Source organism: Micromonospora sp. C31, assembly GCF_018070575.1.
Taxonomy (GTDB): domain Bacteria; phylum Actinomycetota; class Actinomycetes; order Mycobacteriales; family Micromonosporaceae; genus Micromonospora.
On record NZ_JAGPXN010000001.1, the window covers coordinates 123,205 to 141,795 of the forward strand.

18 protein-coding genes are annotated in these 18,591 nt (G+C 72.7%); 11 read left to right on the forward strand and 7 right to left on the reverse strand.

All coding sequences use genetic code 11. The features are described 5' to 3' along the window. Positions 1 to 40: 40 nt before the first annotated feature. The 3 genes from KBX06_RS00600 to KBX06_RS00610 all read right to left on the reverse strand — a co-directional run bounded on the left by KBX06_RS00600 (position 41) and on the right by KBX06_RS00610 (position 2,913). Positions 41 to 991 (reverse strand): N-acetylmuramic acid 6-phosphate etherase, encoded by a 951-nt coding sequence (locus tag KBX06_RS00600; RefSeq protein WP_210832173.1) that lies wholly within the window; start codon positions 989 to 991, stop codon positions 41 to 43. Beyond that, the gene (locus KBX06_RS00605; protein WP_210832175.1) at positions 988 to 1,902 is read right to left on the reverse strand and encodes a MurR/RpiR family transcriptional regulator; all 915 of its coding nucleotides are present in this window, start codon (positions 1,900 to 1,902) and stop codon (positions 988 to 990) included. Before KBX06_RS00605 ends, KBX06_RS00600 begins: the two co-directional genes overlap by 4 nt. Before the next feature lie 255 nt (positions 1,903 to 2,157). Next, the gene (locus tag KBX06_RS00610; RefSeq protein ID WP_210832178.1) at positions 2,158 to 2,913 is read right to left on the reverse strand and encodes a dTMP kinase; all 756 of its coding nucleotides are present in this window, start codon (positions 2,911 to 2,913) and stop codon (positions 2,158 to 2,160) included. Positions 2,914 to 3,015: 102 nt separating this feature from the next. Between KBX06_RS00610 and KBX06_RS00615 the strand changes: the two genes are divergently transcribed. The 5 genes from KBX06_RS00615 (at position 3,016) to KBX06_RS00635 (ending at position 5,501) form a co-directional block, all read left to right on the forward strand. Continuing rightward, the gene (locus KBX06_RS00615) at positions 3,016 to 3,654 is read left to right on the forward strand and encodes a nucleotidyltransferase family protein (protein WP_210832180.1); all 639 of its coding nucleotides are present in this window, start codon (positions 3,016 to 3,018) and stop codon (positions 3,652 to 3,654) included. Then, entirely contained in the window at positions 3,651 to 3,926 is a 276-nt protein-coding gene (locus KBX06_RS00620) for a hypothetical protein (RefSeq protein ID WP_210832183.1), read from the forward strand. The genes KBX06_RS00615 and KBX06_RS00620 overlap by 4 nt, the downstream gene beginning before the upstream one ends. Before the next feature lie 9 nt (positions 3,927 to 3,935). Next, entirely contained in the window at positions 3,936 to 4,712 is a 777-nt protein-coding gene (locus KBX06_RS00625) for a metallophosphoesterase (RefSeq protein ID WP_210832185.1), read from the forward strand. Further along, positions 4,703 to 4,846 carry a GPGG-motif small membrane protein gene (locus KBX06_RS00630; RefSeq protein ID WP_210832187.1) on the forward strand — a complete coding sequence of 48 codons (144 nt, stop codon included), beginning with the start codon at positions 4,703 to 4,705 and terminating at the stop codon, positions 4,844 to 4,846. The genes KBX06_RS00625 and KBX06_RS00630 overlap by 10 nt, the downstream gene beginning before the upstream one ends. Before the next feature lie 160 nt (positions 4,847 to 5,006). After that, positions 5,007 to 5,501, forward strand: coding sequence for a TspO/MBR family protein (locus KBX06_RS00635; protein WP_210832189.1), 495 nt, complete (start codon positions 5,007 to 5,009; stop codon positions 5,499 to 5,501). Between the two features lie 127 nt (positions 5,502 to 5,628). On the opposite strand, the gene KBX06_RS00640 is transcribed toward KBX06_RS00635, so the two are convergent. Beyond that, positions 5,629 to 6,402, reverse strand: a complete 774-nt coding sequence (locus tag KBX06_RS00640) for a M23 family metallopeptidase (RefSeq protein WP_210832191.1) — start codon at positions 6,400 to 6,402, stop codon at positions 5,629 to 5,631. Positions 6,403 to 6,649: 247 nt separating this feature from the next. Here KBX06_RS00640 and KBX06_RS00645 point away from each other — a divergent pair, with 247 nt between their 5' ends. The 5 genes from KBX06_RS00645 (at position 6,650) to KBX06_RS00665 (ending at position 12,922) form a co-directional block, all read left to right on the forward strand. Then, positions 6,650 to 7,993 (forward strand): ABC transporter substrate-binding protein, encoded by a 1,344-nt coding sequence (locus KBX06_RS00645; RefSeq protein ID WP_210832193.1) that lies wholly within the window; start codon positions 6,650 to 6,652, stop codon positions 7,991 to 7,993. A 68-nt stretch (positions 7,994 to 8,061) separates the two neighbouring features. Further along, positions 8,062 to 9,111, forward strand: a complete 1,050-nt coding sequence (locus tag KBX06_RS00650) for a carbohydrate ABC transporter permease (protein ID WP_210832195.1) — start codon at positions 8,062 to 8,064, stop codon at positions 9,109 to 9,111. Position 9,112: 1 nt separating this feature from the next. Next, complete coding sequence (locus tag KBX06_RS00655) at positions 9,113 to 10,081, forward strand: carbohydrate ABC transporter permease (protein ID WP_210832197.1); 969 nt, start codon at positions 9,113 to 9,115, stop codon at positions 10,079 to 10,081. A gap of 59 nt (positions 10,082 to 10,140) precedes the next feature. Then, positions 10,141 to 11,187 (forward strand): LacI family DNA-binding transcriptional regulator, encoded by a 1,047-nt coding sequence (locus KBX06_RS00660; RefSeq protein ID WP_210832199.1) that lies wholly within the window; start codon positions 10,141 to 10,143, stop codon positions 11,185 to 11,187. A gap of 58 nt (positions 11,188 to 11,245) precedes the next feature. After that, a complete protein-coding gene (locus KBX06_RS00665) occupies positions 11,246 to 12,922 on the forward strand; it encodes a glycoside hydrolase family 13 protein (RefSeq protein ID WP_210832910.1) in 1,677 nt (558 codons plus the stop codon). 51 nt (positions 12,923 to 12,973) lie between these two features. On the opposite strand, the gene KBX06_RS00670 is transcribed toward KBX06_RS00665, so the two are convergent. The 3 genes from KBX06_RS00670 to xylA form a co-directional block, all read right to left on the reverse strand. Then, on the reverse strand, positions 12,974 to 14,398 hold the full coding sequence (locus KBX06_RS00670) for an MFS transporter (RefSeq protein WP_210832200.1): 1,425 nt from the start codon (positions 14,396 to 14,398) through the stop codon (positions 12,974 to 12,976). Between the two features lie 114 nt (positions 14,399 to 14,512). Beyond that, positions 14,513 to 15,964, reverse strand: coding sequence for a xylulokinase (gene xylB / locus KBX06_RS00675; RefSeq protein WP_210832203.1), 1,452 nt, complete (start codon positions 15,962 to 15,964; stop codon positions 14,513 to 14,515). A 12-nt stretch (positions 15,965 to 15,976) separates the two neighbouring features. Further along, complete coding sequence (gene xylA, locus KBX06_RS00680) at positions 15,977 to 17,164, reverse strand: xylose isomerase (RefSeq protein ID WP_210832205.1); 1,188 nt, start codon at positions 17,162 to 17,164, stop codon at positions 15,977 to 15,979. 49 nt (positions 17,165 to 17,213) lie between these two features. Here xylA and KBX06_RS00685 point away from each other — a divergent pair, with 49 nt between their 5' ends. After that, a complete protein-coding gene (locus tag KBX06_RS00685) occupies positions 17,214 to 18,479 on the forward strand; it encodes an ROK family protein (protein WP_247684961.1) in 1,266 nt (421 codons plus the stop codon). Positions 18,480 to 18,591: the final 112 nt, after the last annotated feature.

Sequence of the window (18,591 nt, forward strand, 5' to 3'; positions counted from 1 at the left end):
ACGGGGATCGCAGGACGGGGCGTCTCGGGTCGGGTGGGGCTCAGGAGGCGAGCAGGGCCAGCGCGCCGCGGACCTGGTCGGCGGAGCGGGCCAGGGCGGCCCGCGCGGCCGACACCTCCACCCCGGAGACGAGCGAGACCAGCGCCACCTTCATGTCGCCGTCGGCCTCGGCGAGGGCCCGCCGGCAGATCTCCTCCGCGCAGCCGGTGGCCTCGATCAGGATCGAGATCATCCGACCCCGGAGCTTGGCGTTGGTCGCGACCATGTCGATCATCAGGTTCGAGTAGACCCGACCCAGCCGAACCATCGCGGCCGTGGAGAAGGTGTTCAGCACCAACTTCTGGGCGGTCCCCGCCTTCATCCGGGTCGACCCGGTCACGACCTCCGGCCCGGTGTCCACCCCGATGAAGACGTCCACCGTCCCGGCGGCCTCCGCCTCCGGGTTGGCACAGAGCAGCACGGTCGAGGCCCCCTTGGCCCTCGCCGCGGCGAGCGCCCCCAGGACGTACGGTGTGCGTCCGCTGGCGGCGAGTCCGACCACCAGGTCCCCGGCCCGTACGCAGCCGGCGGCCTCGGCCGCGCCGCCCCGGTCGTCGTCCTCGGCATCCTCGACCGCCCGCCACATGGCCTCGGAACCGCCGGCGATGTGGGCGCAGAACCAGTGCCGGGGCGAGTTGAAGGTGGGTGCGAGTTCGGCGGCGTCGAGTACGCCGAGCCGGCCGGAGGTGCCGGCGCCGAAGTAGTGCACCCGGTGCCCGGCGCGCAGGGCGGTCACCGCCAGGTCCACCGTCGCGGCGATCTCGTCGAGGACGGCCGCGACGGCACCCGGCACCCGCCGGTCCGCGTCGTTGATCACCGTGAGCACGTCCCGGGTCGACATGAGGTCGAGGTCCGCGCTGAGCGGGTTACGTCGCTCCGTCGGCGCGCCGACCCGGATCACCGGCCGGGGCACCACCGGAGCCGTCACCTCGTGGGGTTCCACCGCCGTCATGCCCGCCTCCGTCCCGGGCCGACCCGGTGTGACCGGACCGCCTCGGCTGTCGCTTCGAGGGCCTTCCTGGCCCGGGACCGGTTGCGCGCGGCCACCCCGACGAAGAGGCAGTCGACCACGGTCAACTGGGCCAGCCGGCTCGCCATCGCCCCGGAGCGGTAGGTGGTCTCGCGGGCGGCCGTGGTGAGCACGAAGTCGGCCACCTCGGTGATCGGCGACCGGGGGAAGTTGGTGAGCGCCACCGTGGCCGCCCCCCGGGCCCGCGCCTGCTCCAGCACCTCGATCACGTCGGAGGTGGTGCCGGTGTGCGAGATGCCCACCGCCACGTCGCCGCGCCCGAGCAGCGCGGCGGACGTCAGCGCGGTGTGCACGTCCGGGAAGTAGAAGGCGGTGCGGCCGATGCGGTGCAGCTTCTGCTGGAAGTCCGAGGCGACGAAGCCGCTGGCACCCGCCCCGTAGACGTCGATCCGGCCGGCGCCCGCGATGGCGTCGACGACCTGCTCGCAGATCGCCGGGTCGAGCTGCTCGGCCGTCTCCTCGACGGCCCGCGCGTCGTTGAAGGCGATGGTCGCGATGATCTGGGCGAGGTCGGCCCCCGGTGGGATGTCACCGCCGACGACCCGGGCGTCCGGCGGCTCGACCCGGCGGGCGGCCTCGGCGGCGAGCCGGATCCGCAGCTGCGGGTAGCCGTCCATGCCGACGGACCGACAGAAGCGGATGACGGTCGCCTCGGATGTCTCCGCGGCGGTGGCGAGGTCGGTGATGGTCCGACGCGCGGCGGCGGCCGGGTCGGCCACCACCAGTCGGGCGACCCGCTGCTCGGCCGGCGACAACGAGGGGAGCAGGCCGCTGATGTGGACGATCAGCCCACCCGGCTCGTGACTCGCAGAAATCTTCGGACTCTTCGCCACGGATGAAACTTACTTTCACCAGGCGTGACCGTCAACCATGACTGCGTGTATTGAGCAAAGTACCGCCCGCCCGGGACGTACCGTTTCGCCCGGCGTGCGATTCCCCCGAACGGCGTCGCCTCCCGGCGAGACCCGCGCGGAGGCGGCGGTGGCCCCACCGGTCCTTCCCGCCCTCGTGCAGACCATGCCACCTCGCCGCCGGCCGCGATGCCCCGGGCACCCGGCAGCCGCCCCCGCGGACCCTCCGCGACCGGCTCAGCCGGTCAGCCGGCCGACTGCCACCGGCTCCGCCCCCGCCGGCGCGGACACCACGACGGGGCCCGCCTCGCGCTCGCCGGCCGCCCGGCCGTCGCGTCCCTCGGCCGGCCGGTCGCCGGCGGACGCCAGCCAGCCGGCCATGTGAGCCTGGATCTGCCGGGAGACCTCCGCCGGCGGGCGCCCGGCGTCGACCACCACGAAGGTCGGGTGTTCCGGCAGCGTCCGGTAGGCGGCGTCCGCGGCGGTCAGATAGCACATGCTCTCGTGGTCGGTGCCGCGCTGCTCGATCCGCCGGTACGCCTCGGCGGGATCGACGGTCAGCAGGAAGGTCACCTGCGGTCGTGGGAACAGCCGGTAGCCGGCGCGGGCCAGTCGCTCCCAGCGCTGGCCCCCGTGCGCCCGGATGCTCGCGTACTGGCAGGCGGAGTAGCGGTCCATGACCGCGACGCGGCCGGTGAACAGACAGCTCAGCAGGGCGGCGGCGATCGCCAGCCAGCGGAGCACGGACTCGACCGCTAGCATCCCGCTGCGCCCGAGCAGTCGCTGGGCGTCGGGGCGGCCGAGGCGGTGCGCGAGACGGCCCAGCCAGCGTCGCCCGCCCGCGTTGCGGTGGTAGGTGGCGGGGCGGCCCGCCGCGGTCAGCGCGTCGGCGAGCCGGTGCGCCTGGGTGGTCTTGCCCGAGCCGTCGATGCCGATCAGGGCGACGGCGCGCAATCGGGCCCTGCCGCGCCGCGCCTCCGGTGATCTGGACACCCTGCACAGGCTATCCGACCCGCGCTCGCGTCCCCGGAGATTTGTGCCGTGTCCTCCCGGTTGACCCCCGACCGTGCCACCTGCCAGGTGTGGCCCGGCGGGATGTCGGGTACCGGAGTCGGATCAGCCGCCCACCATCATCGACGGGAGACGCCCATGGCAGAGCGCGGGGACGAGAGCCTGGTGCACACGTTGAAGAAGGTCGCCGCCGTGCTCAAGCAGGAAGAGATTCCCTTCGCGCTCGGGGGCAGCTTCGCGGTGTACGCCCACGGCGGCCACTCCAGCGACCACGACGTCGACTTCCTGATCCGCGAGGTCGACGTGGAGCGATCCCTGGAGGCGCTGGTCGCGGCGGGCTTCACCGCCGAGCGACCGCCCGAGGACTGGCTGGTCAAGGTCTTCGACGACGGCCGCATGGTGGACCTGATCCATCGGCCGATCGAGACCCCGGTGACCGAGGAGACGTTCGCCGACACGGTCGTCCGGCCCGTCGACGCGATCCACATGCCGGTCCTCTCGGCCACCCAGCTCATGGTGCACAAACTGCTGAGCTTCTCGCAGCACTACTGCGACTTCGCCCGGGGTCTGCCGCTGGCCCGCTCCCTGCGCGAGCAGATCGACTGGGAACGGGTACGCAAGGAGACGCAGCACTCGCCGTACGCCGAGGCGTTCCTGGTGCTGTTGGACCGGCTGGAGGTGGTGCCGCACTCCGGCACCGGCGAGGGAGAGGGGACACCGTGACCGAGCACCGTGACGTCGCCACCGGACCGCCCGACGAGTACGTCGAGGCGGAGGTCCACCGCCTGCTCACCGAGGACCCCGACGTGGCCGAGCAGGGGATCACCGTGGTCCGCCGGGAGCGCGGCCTGATGCTCTACGGCGAGGTCGAGAGCCCGCACCGGCGGGAGGAGATCCTGCGGCGGGTGGCCGAACGCTTCCCCGACGTGCCGATCACCATCGACATCGGGGTGATCCGCGCGCAGGCGCCCACGGAGATCGAACAACTGCCCTGAGGAGGTTCCATGGTGATCCGGATCGCCGCCGTGGGCGACGTGCATCTGGACGAGGACGTGGTCGGCCGGTTCCGGCCGGCACTGGACGAGCTGCCCGAGCACGCCGACGCGCTGTTGCTCGCCGGCGACCTGACCCGGCACGGCACCGAGGCCGAGGCCCGGTGCGTGGCCACCGAGTTCGGCGGGCTCGGCGTGCCGGTGGTGACGGTGCTGGGTAACCACGACCACCAGTGCGACCAGGTGCCGCAGGTGGTCAAGGTGCTCGAGGACGCCGGGATCACCGTGCTGGAGGGTGACGGCGTCGTGCTGGACTGCGCGGGCGGTCGGCTGGGCGTGGCCGGGGTGAAGGGGTTCGGCGGGGGGTTCGCCGGCCGCTGCGCCAGCGACTTCGGCGAGCCGGAGATGAAGGCCTTCGTCCGGACCACCACGCAGAGCGCGGACGCCCTGTCCGCCGCGCTGCGCGGGCTGGACTGCGACGTGCGGGTGGCGCTGACCCACTACTCGCCGGTGCCGGACACGCTCGCCGGCGAGCCGCTGGAGATCTACCCGTTCCTGGGCTCGTACCAGCTCGGTCAGGCGATCGACTCGGCGCCGACGGCGCTGGCCCTGCACGGGCACGCGCACGCCGGCACCGAGCGGGGCACCACGCCCGGCGGGGTACGCGTGCGCAACGTCGCCCACCCCGTGATCAAGCAGGCGTACAGCGTCTTCCACCTCGGCGACAACCTCGGCCACGCCCAGGTTTCCGGCGTCGGCGGCTCGGGTATTCAGCAATCATGGAGCTGATTCTCTGGATTCTCGCAGTCGTACTCGTGGTCGCCGGCATCTTCGCGCTGTTCCGGCGGCAGATCCTGTGGGGCGTCGTCCTCATCGTGGTGGGCCTGCTCGTCGGGCCGGGTGGTGTGAGCATCTTCAATTGACGTGGCGGCCACAGGCCGCCGTTCAAGGACCCACCGGGGTCGTCGCGACCGGAACTCCGTCCTCCCGACAGGAGCGTCCGGGCACGACGACCCCGGTGTCGTGCGCGCCGGAGGGTGACACGAAGGTTTACCGCCCGTGCTTTGCGGAGACATCTCGACCATGGAGACATCTCGGAGCGCTGAGCGGACGGGCGGCGCCGGGCAGTGGTGGGCGTTGCTCGGCTTCGGGGCCGCGGTGTTCGTCGCCGCAGCGATCGGCGGGCTCGGGGTACAGGGCACCACCGCCGAGTACGCGAGCCTCGAACAGCCCGCCTGGGCGCCGCCGTCCTGGCTCTTCGGGCCGGTCTGGAGCCTGCTCTACGCGATGATCGCGGTGGCCGGCTGGCTGGTCTGGCGGCGGGTCGGCTTCGGCCCGGCCCTCTGGGCGTGGATCGCCCAGCTGGTGCTCAACGCGATCTGGACCCCGCTCTTCTTCGGTGCCGGCCGCTACGGGCTGGCGTTCGTCGAGATCCTGCTGATGTGGGTGGCGATCGGCGTGACGGTCGCGCTCTTCCGCCGGGTGTCCCGCCCGGCGACGCTGCTGATGCTGCCCTACTGGGCCTGGGTCACCTTCGCCGCCGCCCTGAACTTCGCCATCTGGCGCCTGAACAGCTGAGCCGACCGGCATCTGGCGCCTGAACAGCTGAGCCGGCCGGCGCGAGAGCGGGGCTGTGGCCCGGCCGGACGGCGGAATGCGCGACGACGGCGGGGGCCCCGGGCGAAGCCGGGGCCCCGTCGCCCGCTCAGCAGCGGGGCACGTTGGGGATGTAGCCGTCGTGGCCGGTGTAGACGTACGCGTCGGCGATGAAGCGGCCGGCGCCGATCCGGTCCCAGATCGTGCTGGTGCCGTAGGTGCCGGTGACGCTGGTGCCACGGGTCTGGCAGCGGATGGTCACCCGGGTGCCGTCGGCGACGGTGCCCACGGCGGCGTAGCCGGTGCCCGGGCCGGAGCGGACGGTCAACGGCGTGCCGCTGGTGTTGACCGTGCCGGAGCCGGCGCTGCTGCCGCAGCCGTTGTCGCTGGTGTAGGTCCTGGTGCCCCAGTAGAGGGCGAGCGCGCCGTTGAACCGGACCTGGATGTCGTTGCCGTTGAGCCGCTGCTCGTAGTGCAGGTGCGGGCCGCTGGAGCCGCCGGTGCTGCCGACCCAGCCGATCACCTTGCCGTAGCCGACGGTCTGGCCCACGGAGACGTTGAAACCGTTGAGGTGGGCGTAGTAGGTGCTGTAGCCGCCGCCGTGGTTGATCCGGACGTACTTTCCGTAACTGGTGCCGCCGAGATTGGTGACCCGGTCGACGGTGCCCGGGGCGCTCGCCACCACCGGGTCGCCGAGGTCGTCGGTGCGGTTGAAGTCCACCGCGTACGCCGGGCTGTGGCCGGTCCGGGTCTGACCCGACCAGGACTGCCCGCACGGGAACGGCACCTTGAACGTGGGGGCGGCCATCGCCGGGGCCGCCGGGAGCAGCGCGCCCACCGCCAGCAGACCGGCCGCCAGCAGGCCCAACCACCGCTTGCCCATACAACACCTCCTATGTCGAAATCCTTCGATCATCCGTCTCCAGGTTGTCAGAAAATGACATCGATGGAAAGAGGTCGAATTACCGCGTGGGAGCGTGCCCAGCAGGGGTTCTACGGGTTTCCGGATTGTTACTTCCTCGTGTCCGGATAGGGGTGGACCAGGCCAGATGCAAGCGCTTACATGTGGTGACGCCCATCGGACCGGCGCGGGTTCGATCCCTGACGCGCCGGCAAGGAAGGAGAACGGCATGGCGTTTGCCAGATCACGCCAGGCTTTCGCGATCGCCGGCGTACTGGGGCTGGCGCTCAGCGCCACGGCCTGCGGCACCGGCGACGACAAGAAGAGCGACACTGCGGCGGGCTCCGCGGAGTGCGCCGCATACGAGAAGTACGGTGACAACGACGGCAAGAAGGTCACGATCTACTCGTCGATCCGGGACATCGAGGCCGACCGCCTCGCGGAGTCCTGGAAGCAGTTCGAGGACTGCACCGGCATCGAGATCGACCACGAGGGCAGCGGCGAGTTCGAGGCTCAGCTCAACGTGCGGGTCGACGGCGGTAACGCACCCGACCTCGCGTTCATCCCGCAGCCGGGTCTGCTCAAGCGCTTCGTCGACTCGGGCAAGCTCAAGCCGGTCGGCGCCGACACCAAGAAGATGGCCGAGGAGAACTACCCGGCCGACTGGCTGAAGTACAGCACCGTCAACGGCCAGTTCTACGGTGCCCCGCTCGGCTCCAACGTGAAGTCCTTCGTGTGGTACTCGCCGAAGACCTTCAAGGAGAAGGGCTGGACGGTCCCGACGAGCTGGGACGAGCTGATCAAGCTCAGCGACCAGATCGCGGCCACCGGCACCAAGCCGTGGTGCGCCGGCATCGAGTCCGGTGAGGCCACCGGCTGGCCGGCCACGGACTGGATCGAGGACCTGATGCTGCGGACGCAGACCCCCGAGGTCTACGACCAGTGGACCACCCACGGCATCCCGTTCAACGACCCGAAGGTCGCCGAGGCCCTCGACAAGGCCGGCACGATCCTCAAGAACGAGAAGTACGTCAACGGCGGCTTCGGCGGCGTGAAGAGCATCGCCACCACCTCCTTCCAGGAGGCCGGCGTGCCGATCACCACCGGCAAGTGCGCACTGCACCGCCAGGCGTCCTTCTACGCCAACCAGTGGCCGAAGGGCACCAAGGTGGCCGAGGACGGCGACGTCTTCGCCTTCTACTTCCCCGCGATCGACGCCAGCAAGGGCAAGCCGGTGCTGGGCGGCGGCGAGTTCGTCGCGGCCTTCGCCGACCGTCCCGAGGTCCAGGCCGTGCAGACCTACCTCGCCTCGGGCGAGTACACCAACAGCCGCGCCAAGATCGGCGACTGGGTGTCGGCGAACAACAAGCTCGACCTGGCCAACGTCGCGAACCCCATCGACAAGCTCTCCGTCCAGATCCTCCAGGACAAGTCCACCGTCTTCCGCTTCGACGGCTCGGACCTGATGCCGGCCGCCGTCGGCTCCGGGACGTTCTGGAAGGGCATGGTCCAGTGGATCAACGGCAAGGACACCAAGACGGTCCTCGACGGCATCGAGGGCAGCTGGAAGTGATCTGAACCGGTGGGCCGGTCCGCGTGCGCGGGCCGGCCCACCGGCTGATCAGAGACCTGGGAGGGTCGATGGAGTTCGACTTCGCTGCGGAACAGCCGAAGTTCCTCATGCTGATGTACGGGCTGATCGCCTTCGTCGCGGTGGTGGGCGGTCTGCTCCTGCTCCTCGACGTGGTGCCGGCCTGGTTCGCCCGCCGCCGGGAGGCGCAGCTCGTCGCCGCCTCCGCGAGCGGCGCCCCGCTCCCCCGGCGGCGCAAGCCGCGGGAGGGCATGTTCGCGCTCTTCTTCCTGCTGCCGACGCTGCTGCTGCTCACCATCGGGCTGGTGGCCCCGGCCATCCGCACCACGATGCTGTCGTTCATGGACGCGAACAGCAACGACTGGATCGGGCTGCGCAACTACGGCTGGATGTTCTCCGAGGACTCCATCGTCCGGGTGTTGATCAACACCCTGGTGTGGGTGCTCCTCGTCCCGCTGGTGGCCACCTCGTTCGGCCTGCTCTACGCCGTCATGGTGGACAAGGCCCGGTTCGAGTCGGTGGCCAAGTCACTGATCTTCCTGCCGATGGCCATCTCCTTCGTCGGCGCGAGCATCATCTGGAAGTTCGTCTACGCCTACCGTGGTGACGGGCAGGAGCAGATCGGCCTGCTCAACCAGATCGTGGTCAGCCTCGGCGGCGAACCGAAGCAGTGGCTGCTGGACTCACCGCTCAACACGCTGCTGCTGATCGTGATCATGGTCTGGATCCAGGCCGGTTTCGCGATGGTGGTGCTCTCCGCCGCGATCAAGGCGATCCCCGCCGACATCGTCGAGGCCGCCCGCCTCGACGGGGTCACCCCGTGGCAGATGTTCTGGCAGATCACCATGCCGAGCATCCGGCCGGCGCTGATCGTGGTCGTGGTGACACTGTCGATCGCGACCCTCAAGGTCTTCGACATCGTCCGGACGACCACCAACGGCAACTACGAGACCAGCGTGATCGCCAACGAGATGTACAACCAGGCGTTCCGGTACGGCCAGAACGGGCAGGGCTCGGCCCTGGCGGTGTTCCTGTTCATCCTGGTGATCCCGATCGTGATCTACCAGATCCGCAACATCCGTCAGCAGCGGGAGGGCTGAGATGACCACCGCAACGCCCACCGTCGCCGCCGGCACCCAGAAGACCGGCGGGCGGGGCACCAGCGCCGCCGGGCGGGTCCGCAAGCGGCTGAACAGCCGCACCGCGACCATCGTCTCGATCGTCATCGCGTTGGTCTGGACCATCCCCACCTTCGGCCTGTTCATCTCCTCGGTCCGGCCGGAGAACGAGATCAAGGGCAGCGGGTGGTGGACCTTCTTCACCAACCCGTCGTTCACGCTGGAGAACTACCAGGAGGTGCTGTTCGGGCGATCCTCGTCGTCCGGGCAGCTCGCCAGCTACTTCATCAACTCGCTGGCGATCACCATCCCGTCGGTGCTCTTCCCGCTCGCCTTCGCGTCCCTGGCCGCGTACGCGCTCGCCTGGATCAACTTCCGGGGGCGGGACTGGATGTACATCGCGATCTTCGCGCTGCAGATCGTGCCGCTGCAGATGGCCCTGGTGCCGCTGCTGAAGTTCTTCTCCACCGGCGTCAGCATCGGCGGGGTCACCGTCATGCCGGCCTGGGACCTGGTCGACGAACAGAAGTTCGCGCAGGTGTGGTTCGCGCACACCTGCTTCGCGCTGCCGTTCGCCGTCTTCCTGCTGCACAACTTCATCTCGCAACTGCCCGGCGAACTGATGGAGTCGGCCCGGGTCGACGGGGCCACCCACCCGAAGATCTTCCGCTCGATCGTGCTGCCGCTGATCACCCCGGCGCTGGCCGCGTTCGGCATCTTCCAGTTCCTCTGGGTCTGGAACGACCTGCTGGTCGCGCTGATCTTCGCCGGTGGCGGCGACGAGACCGCCCCGCTCACCGTCCGGCTGGCCGAGATGGCCGGCACCCGGGGCAACGAGTGGCAGCGGCTCACCGCCGGCGCGTTCGTCTCGATCGTCGTACCGATGATCGTCTTCCTGTCCCTCCAGCGTTTCTTCGTGCGCGGCCTGCTCGCCGGCAGCGTCAAGGGCTGAGGCGTCTCCGCCGCCGCCGGGTCTCCGGCGGCGGCGGAGCCGGGCGGAGCGGGGGGTACGTGACGAGGATCGATGATGTCGCACGCCTGGCCGGGGTCTCCACCGCCACCGTGTCCCGGGCGCTGCGGGGGCTGCCGACGGTCTCGGCCGCGACCCGACGCCGGGTGCTCGCCGCGGCCGAGCAACTGGACTACGCCGTATCGCCGAGCGCCTCCCGCCTGGCCGGCGGGCGCACCGGCACGGTGGCCGTCGTGGTCCCCCGCATCACCCGGTGGTTCTTCGGCACCGTCGTCGAGGCGGTGGAGGACGTCCTCCAGCAGGCGGGCTACGACCTGCTGCTCTACAACCTCGGCGGGCGGGAGCAGGTGCGTCAGCGGGTGCTGGGCACGGCCAACCTGCACAAGCGGGTGGATGCGGTCATGCTGGTCGCCACGCCGCTGCGGCCCGCCGACCTGACCGCCCTGACGAAGCTCAGGCTGCCCGGGGTGACCATCAGCTCCGGCACGGTGGTGCCCGACTGGCCCTGCGTACGCATCGACGACGTGGGCGTCGCGCGGACCGCCACCCGGCACCTGCTCGACCTGGGCCACCGGCGGATCGCCCACATCTCCGGCGATCCGCACGACGAGCTGGCCTACACCACCCACCTGGACCGGCGGCGCGGCTACCGGGAGGCGCTGCGCGACGCCGGGATCGACCCGGACCCCGGCCTGGACGTGGAGTCGCAGTTCACCATCAGCGGTGGCACGCGCGCCACCGAGGAGCTGCTCCGGCGCGGCGACCCGCCGACGGCGATCTTCGCGGCCTGCGACGAGATGGCGATGGGTGCGATGACCGCGCTGCGCGACGCCGGCCTGCGGGTGCCGCAGGACGTCAGCGTGATCGGCGTCGACGACCACGACCTGGCCGGCGTCCTCGGGCTGAGCACGATCGCCCAGTCCGCGGCGGAACAGGGCCGGCTCGCCGCGCGGATCCTGCTCGACCCGCTGCACGGCGGGGCCCGACCGTCGTCGGGCGGCCCCTGCCTCGACACGCCCGGGGCCCCGGTGATCCTGCCCACTCGGCTCATCGTGCGTGAATCGACGGCAGCACCCCGGGCACACTAACGGGAAACGCCGCCGCCCGGCAGCATCCGACCGTCCGGCTCGACACACGGGAGAAGCCCTGAACAGCAACCCGACGCACCAGGACACGCCCGCCGACCCGGCCACCGGTTGGTGGACCAGGGCCACCATCTACCAGGTCTACCCGCGATCCTTCGCCGACTCCGACGGCGACGGGATCGGTGACCTGCCCGGCATCACCGCCCGCCTGGACCACCTCGTGGAGCTGGGCGTGGACGCGGTCTGGCTGTCGCCGTTCTACCCGTCACCACAGGCCGACGCCGGGTACGACGTCGCCGACTACCGGGACGTGGACCCGCTCTTCGGCACCCTCGCCGACGCCGACCGGCTGATCTCCGAGGCGCACTCGCGGGGGCTGCGGGTCATCGTCGACCTGGTGCCCAACCACACGTCGTCGGCACACCGGTGGTTCACCGCCGCGCTCGCCGCCGCACCCGGCAGCCCGGAGCGTGACCGCTACGTCTTCCGCGACGGCCGGGGGCCGGACGGCGCGCAGCCGCCGAACGACTGGCAGAGCGTCTTCGGCGGGCCGGCCTGGACCCGCGTCACCGAGACCGACGGGCGCCCCGGCCAGTGGTACCTGCACCTGTTCGACTCCGGCCAGCCCGACCTCAACTGGGACGACCCGCAGGTGCGGGAGGAGTTCCTGGACGTGCTGCGGTTCTGGCTGGACCGCGGCGTCGACGGGTTCCGCGTCGACGTGGCGCACGGCCTGATCAAGCAGGCCGACCTCGCCGACTGGCAGGAGCCGCAGGAGATCCTCTCCGGCCAGGAGGTCGACAAGCCGCGCCCGCCGATGTGGGACCAGGACGGCGTGCACGAGATCTACCGGGACTGGCGACGCCTGCTGGACGGCTACCCGGACGAGCGGATCCTCGTCGCCGAGGCCTGGGTCGAACCGGCCGAGCGGCTGGCCCGGTACGTCCGCCCCGACGAGATGCACCAGGCCTTCAACTTCGAGTACCTGCTCGCGGCGTGGACCGCCCCGGCCCAGTACGCGGTGATCACCCGTTCGCTGGAGGCCACCGACACCGTCGGCGCCCCGACCACCTGGGTGCTGTCCAACCACGACGTGGTCCGGCACGCCTCCCGGCTGGGGCTGCCGATCGGCCGCAAGCGGCCCAACGGCATCGGCATCGGCGACCCGCAGCCCGACGCCGCGCTCGGCCTGCGCCGGGCCCGGGCGGCCACCCTGCTGATGCTCGCGCTGCCCGGCTCGGCCTATCTCTACCAGGGTGAGGAGCTGGGTCTGCCCGAACACACCACGATGCCCGACGAAGCCCGGCAGGACCCGACCTGGACGCGCAGCGGGCACACCGAGCGGGGCCGCGACGGCTGCCGCGTGCCGATCCCGTGGGAGGCCGACGCCCCGTCGTACGGCTTCGGACCGACCGACGCGAGCTGGCTGCCGCAGCCGTCGCTCTGGGCGGAGTACGCCCTGGACCGTCAGCGGGACACGCCCGGCTCGACGTACGAGCTGTACCGGACGGCGCTGCGGCTGCGCCGCGAGCACCGGCTCGGCGAGGGCCCGCTGGAGTGGCTCGCCTCCGGCGACGAGGTGCTCTCGTTCCGCAACGGCGCGCTGACCGTGCTGACCAACTTCGGCGACGCCGCCGTGCCGCTGCCCGCCGGGACCGAGCTGGTGCACGCCAGCGCCCCGCTGGACGCCGACGGCGCCGTCGGAACCGACGTGACGGTCTGGGTCCGCCCGCTGTAGCTGTAAGGAAGGGCCCCTTGTTAACGCTATGCGTTAACAAGGGGCCCTTCCTTACAGGCGTTCGGCGCGGTCGTGCAGCAGGTCGCGCACGGCGGCGATGTCGTCGGGCGAGGTCCGCGAGGCGAGCCAGTACATGACGCCCGTCGGGATGAAGAAGAGCTGGAAGGCCGCCAGCCCGACGGCGTAGTTCAGCGGCGGCGGGAACACCGCCCGCAGGCCGTGGAAGGCCACCCCGACCAGCCCGTTGCCGGCCGCCCGGCCGACGCCGTTGACCAGGTTGCCCAGGCTGTAGACGGTGCCCCGGTGCTCGGGCGGGTTGACGTCGGCGATCAGGGCGAACCAGTTCGGCGAGTTGGCCGAGGTGAGCGCCAGCGCCACCACGGCGGTGAGCAGGCTCAGCCCGACCGTCGGCTCGGTGACCACGCTGGCCAGCACCGCCCGGACCACCGCCCCCGTCCCGGCGCCGTCGGGCACGTCGATGCGTACCGGCACGAAGAAGAGCACCAGGTAGAACGGCAGGGCCGCCAGGATGCCGACCGCCGCGACCAGCGCCCGGCCCCGGGGCGTACGCCGTTGCAGCGCGTCGCCGACCAGCCCGCCCACGATGGAGAGCACCCCGCCGAGCTGGAACAGGGTGGCGAAGACACTGCCCACGACCACGGCGGTGGCGGCGGAGTAGCCCTGGTCCTCGGCCCGCTCGGCGAAGAGCACCGGCAGCCAGACCAGCGACCCGAAGGCCGCCTGCGCGGTGAGGCCCTGGAGGATCAGCCAGCGGTTGGTGCGCCGGCCGAGGATCCTCGGCAGGTCCGCCCGGCTGATCCGGTAGTCGTACTCGGCGCCGGTGGCGAGCGCGTCGGCCAGCTCCGGCTCGCTCTGTCCGCGCCGGATGTCGTAGGTGAACAGGTAGGCGACGGTGGCCGCGAGGCCGACCACGGTCAGCAGCAGGAACGGCCGCCGCCAGTCGGCCGCCCCGAGCAGCCCGCCGACCAGCGTGCCGGCCAGTGTGCCGACGCCCTGGGACAGCCCCCAGAAGCTCATCACCAGCCCCCGGCGGCGGGGCGAGATCAGGTCGGTGACGACCGAGAACCCGACGGACCCGACCGCGCCCAGCCCGACCGCCGCCAGGATCTGCGCCGCCAGGAAGGCGGGGTAGTTCGCCGCCAGCGCGCTGCCGCCCGTGCCGAGCGCCCAGATCAGGGTGCCGACCATCAGCAGCGGCTTACGGTTCGCGCGGTCGCCGACGTACGCCCAGCCCACCGCGGCCACCGCGCTGGCCAGGAAGCTCACGGCGGTGACCAGGCCGAGCAGCCGCCGCGGCACGTCGAAGGCGTCGGAGATGGGCCCGTACAGCGGGGGGACCAGACCGATCGCGACGTTGTCCAGCGAGGCGAGCAGCACGAAGACCACCACGCTGTAGAACCGGTGCGCGGGCGTACCGCCCCGGGCCCGCGCCGGCCCACCCCTGGTCAAGGTCATGTGCGGCAGCCAACCAGGATCAGGTCACGAGCGGGTGACGACGCGCGGGCACGGCGGAGCGCTCGCAGGGCCCGCCGATCGTGGATGGGGCGGCGCGGGCGGGTGGTGCGGCCGTCACCCCGCCACGGCGTCGACCCGGTCGAGGAAGTGCCCGCGGGCGGCGGCGTACCGCTCCCGGATGGCGGGGACGGGGGCGGCGGCGTACTCCTCGGTGCCCGCGGCGGACCACGCGGGCGCCGCCGCGTCGCCCAGGGCGACCCAGGCGGCCTGGCGCGCGGCACCGTCGGCGACGTACTCGCCGGGCGGCGGGACGACGACCGGCACGCCGAGGACCTGCGGTGCGATCCGGCGCACGGCCTCCGAGCGGGCGCCGCCGCCGACCAGGATCACCCGGCGCACCGTGGCGCCCTGGGCGGTGAGCGCGTCGAGCCCGTCGGCGAGGGCGCAGAGCAGCCCCTCGACGGCCGCGCGCGCCAGGTGGGCCGCCGTCGAGGTGCGCAGGGTCAGCCCGTGCAGGGCCCCGGACGCGAGCGGCCGGTCGGGCGTCCGCTCGCCCTCCAGGTAGGGCACCATGACCAGCCCGTCCGCGCCGGCGGGGGCGGCGAGCGCCAGCCTCGCCAGCTCCTCCAGGTCGACCCGGAGCATCGCCGCGGCGGCGTCGAGCACCCGGGCCGCGTTGAGCGTGCAGACCAGGGGCAGGAAGCGGCCGGTGGCGTCGGCGAAGCCGGCGACCGCGCCGCTCGGGTCGCCCGCCGGGGCGTCGGCGACGCTGAACACGGTGCCGGAGGTGCCGATCGAGACGACCACGTCCCCCGGGCCCGCGCCGACGCCGAACGCGGCGGCGGCGTTGTCCCCGGTGCCGGGGCCGAGTGCCGCCCCGCCGGCCGGCAGGCCAGGGAGGGCGTCGGGGCGTACGACGCCGGCCGGCTCCGCCGGGCCGAGCACCGCCGGCACGTGCGGCCGCCCGCCGAACGCCCGCTCCAGCAGGTCGAGCCGGTAGTCGCCGGTGGCCGGGGACCAGTAGCCGGTGCCGCTGGCGTCGCCCCGGTCGGTGCGCAGCGCCGCCAGGCCCGACGCGCCGGCCAGCCGCCAGCTCAGCCAGTCGTGCGGCAGGCAGACCGCCGCCACCCGGGCCGCGTGCTGCGGCTCGTGCCGGGCCAGCCAGCGCAGCTTCGTGACGGTGAAGCTGGCCACCGGCACGCTGCCCACCGCCTGGGCCCAGAACCGGCGGCCCGCCTCCCCGCCGCCGGCCTCCTCGACCAGCTCGGCGGCGGCCCCGGCGGAGCGCGTGTCGTTCCACAGCAGCGCCGGCCGGACCACGCCGCCCGCCTCGTCGAGGCAGACCATGCCGTGCTGCTGGCCGGCGACGGAGACCGCCGCCACGTCGGCCAGCCCGCCGGCGGCGTCGACCGCCGCGCCCAGTGCGGACCACCACGCCGCCGGGTCGACCTCGGTGCCGTCCGGGTGCGGCGCCCGGCCCTGCCGCAGCAGGGCGCCGGTCTCCGCGTCCCGGACGACGACCTTGCAGGACTGGGTGGAGGAGTCGACCCCCGCGACGATCGGCATCTCCGGCGGCCCTCAGCGGGCGCCGAGCAGGTGCTCGACGGCGAGCTGGTTGAGCCGGACGAAGCCGAAGCCCTTCGCGGCAACCGCGTCCACGTCGAACTCCTCGAAGGCGGACCGGTCGGCGAGCAGGTCGGCGTGGCTCTCCCCCGGTGCCAGCGTCGGCGTGCCGAGGTCGGCGACCCGGCTCGCGGCCAGCGCCTCGGCGACCTCCGGGTCGGCCCGGAACGCCGCCGCCCGCTCCTTGAGCAGGAGGTAGGTGCGCATGTTCGCCTCCGCCGACGCCCAGACGCCGGTCATGTCCTCGGTGCGCGAGGGCTTGTAGTCGAAGTGCCGGGGGCCGTCGTAGGCGGGCCCGCCGCCGGGGCCGCCGTGCTCGAGCAGGTCGACCAGGGCGAAGGCGTTGAGCAGGTCGCCGTGGCCGAAGACGAGGTCCTGGTCGTACTTGACGCCGCGCTGGCCGTTGAGGTCGATGTGGAACAGCTTGCCCTGCCACAGCGCCTGGGCGATGCCGTGGGCGAAGTTCAGCCCGGCCATCTGCTCGTGCCCCACCTCCGGGTTGAGCCCGACCAGCTCGGGGCGGGCCAGGGTGGAGATGAACGCCAGGGCGTGCCCGACGGTGGGCAGGAGGATGTCGCCGCGCGGCTCGTTCGGCTTGGGCTCGATGGCGAAGCGCAGGTCGTAGCCGGAGTCGACGACGTACTGGCAGAGCAGGTCGACGGCCTCCCGGTAGCGGTCCAGCGCGGCCCGCACGTCCTTGGCGAGGTCGTACTCGGCGCCCTCCCGGCCGCCCCACATGACGAAGGTGCGGGCGCCGAGTTCCGCGGCGAGGTCGACGTTTCGCAGCACCTTGCGCAGCGCGTACCGCCGGACGTCGCGGTCGTTGCTGGTGAAGCCGCCGTCCTTGAAGACGGGGTGGGTGAAGAGGTTGGTGGTCACCATGGGAGCCACCAGGCCGGTCTCGTCGAGCGCCTTGCGGAAGCGGGTCACCTGCCGGTCGCGGGTGGCGGCGTCCGCGCCGAAGGGCACCAGGTCGTCGTCGTGGAACGTGATCCCGTACGCCCCCAGCTCGGCGAGCCGGTGCACCGCCTCGACCGGGTCCAGCTCGGGGCGGGTGGCATCGCCGAACGGGTCGCGGGCCTGCCAGCCGACCGTCCAGAGGCCGAAGGAGAACTTGTCGGCGGGGGTGGGACGGGGTGCCATGGCAGACCTCCGGGTATGTCGTCCGCTATTTGTTCAGTGGTTGAATTATTTGGCTGGCCTGTGGCAGTGTCAAGGGGTGACCCGACCCGACGCCCCGCCCGGGGCGGTACGGCAGGGCAGCCTGCGCGAGTGGAACCTCGCCGTGGTGCTCGGCCGGATCGCCGCCGCCGACCGCCCGCCCTCCCGGGCCGAGCTGGCCGCCGGCACCGGCCTCACCCGGGCCACCGTCTCGGCCGTCGTGGAGGACCTGCTCGCCGGCCGGCTGGTAGCCGAGGCGGAGCCGACGCCCCGTACCGGCGCCGGCCGGCCGTCCCGGGGCCTGGTGCTCGCCACCGACGGCCCGGCCGGGCTCGGCCTGGAGGTCAACGTCGACTACCTGGCCGCCTGCGTGGTGGACCTCGCCGGCCGGGTCCGCCACCACACCGTGCACCGCGCCGACCTGCGGCCCCTCTCCCCCGCCGAGGCGCTCGCCCGGCTGGCCGACCTGGCCGCGCACGCCCGCGCCGACGCCAGCCGCGCGGGGCTCACCCTGGCCGGGGCGGCCCTCGCGGTGCCCGGGCTGGTCGACGACGCCGGCCTGGTCCGGCTCGCGCCGAACCTCGGCTGGCGCGACGTGCCCGTCCCCGCGCTGCTCGGTGGGAAAGCGCCGCTCACCGCGCACGTCGACGGCATCGCGCCCCTGGTGGTCGACAACGAGGCCAACCTCGCCGCGCTGGGTGAGTTGCACGCCGGCCCGGCCGGCCGGCCGAGCTTCCTGCACATCTCCGGCGAGGTCGGCATCGGCGCCGGGATCGTGCTCGACGGGGCCCTCTTCCGGGGCGCGCGCGGCTGGAGCGGCGAGATCGGGCACATCCCGATCCGGCCCGACGGACCGCCCTGCCGGTGCGGTGGCCGGGGCTGCCTGGAGACGTACACCGGTCAGGAGGCGATCCTCGCGGCGGCCGGCCTCGCCGGCGCCGATCTCCCGGCCGACACCGCGACGACCCGGCTGGCCGAGCTGGCCGGGGCCGGCGACCCCGCCGCGCTGCGGGCACTGGCCGGGGCCGGGACGGCCCTGGGCGTCGCCGTCGCCGGTGTGGTGAATCTGCTGGACCTGGACACCGTGGTGCTCGGCGGCGGGTACGCCCCACTGGCGCCGTGGCTGCGCCCGCCGGTGCTCACCGAGATCTCCCGGCGGGTGCTCACCGCGGCCTGGTCACCGGTCGTCGTCCGCCCGGCGGCCCTCGGCGCCGCCGCCGCGGCCGTCGGCGGGGCCGGGTCGGTGGTACGCCGGATCCTGGCACGTCCGGGCGGCTGGCTGGCCCGTCCGGGCTGAGCCCGCGTTCCTCCGCTGGCGGCGCGGCTTCGCCTCGGTACGCTTGCCCCGAGGCAACGACCCCCATCCGAGGAGTGCACGACCAGCATGCGCACAGGTCGACAGACCGGGG

Coding starts and splice junctions, on each gene's coding strand:
- KBX06_RS00635 (WP_210832189.1), top strand. CDS start 5,007: ATGGAGACATCTCGGAGCGCTGAGCGGACGGGCGGCGCCGGGCAGTGG.
- KBX06_RS00645 (WP_210832193.1), top strand. CDS start 6,650: ATGGCGTTTGCCAGATCACGCCAGGCTTTCGCGATCGCCGGCGTACTG.
- KBX06_RS00615 (WP_210832180.1), top strand. CDS start 3,016: ATGTCGGGTACCGGAGTCGGATCAGCCGCCCACCATCATCGACGGGAG.
- KBX06_RS00625 (WP_210832185.1), top strand. CDS start 3,936: ATGGTGATCCGGATCGCCGCCGTGGGCGACGTGCATCTGGACGAGGAC.
- KBX06_RS00650 (WP_210832195.1), top strand. CDS start 8,062: ATGGAGTTCGACTTCGCTGCGGAACAGCCGAAGTTCCTCATGCTGATG.
- KBX06_RS00630 (WP_210832187.1), top strand. CDS start 4,703: ATGGAGCTGATTCTCTGGATTCTCGCAGTCGTACTCGTGGTCGCCGGC.
- xylB (WP_210832203.1), bottom strand. CDS start 15,964: ATGCCGATCGTCGCGGGGGTCGACTCCTCCACCCAGTCCTGCAAGGTC.
- KBX06_RS00670 (WP_210832200.1), bottom strand. CDS start 14,398: ATGACCTTGACCAGGGGTGGGCCGGCGCGGGCCCGGGGCGGTACGCCC.
- KBX06_RS00600 (WP_210832173.1), bottom strand. CDS start 991: ATGACGGCGGTGGAACCCCACGAGGTGACGGCTCCGGTGGTGCCCCGG.
- KBX06_RS00655 (WP_210832197.1), top strand. CDS start 9,113: ATGACCACCGCAACGCCCACCGTCGCCGCCGGCACCCAGAAGACCGGC.
- xylA (WP_210832205.1), bottom strand. CDS start 17,164: ATGGCACCCCGTCCCACCCCCGCCGACAAGTTCTCCTTCGGCCTCTGG.
- KBX06_RS00640 (WP_210832191.1), bottom strand. CDS start 6,402: ATGGGCAAGCGGTGGTTGGGCCTGCTGGCGGCCGGTCTGCTGGCGGTG.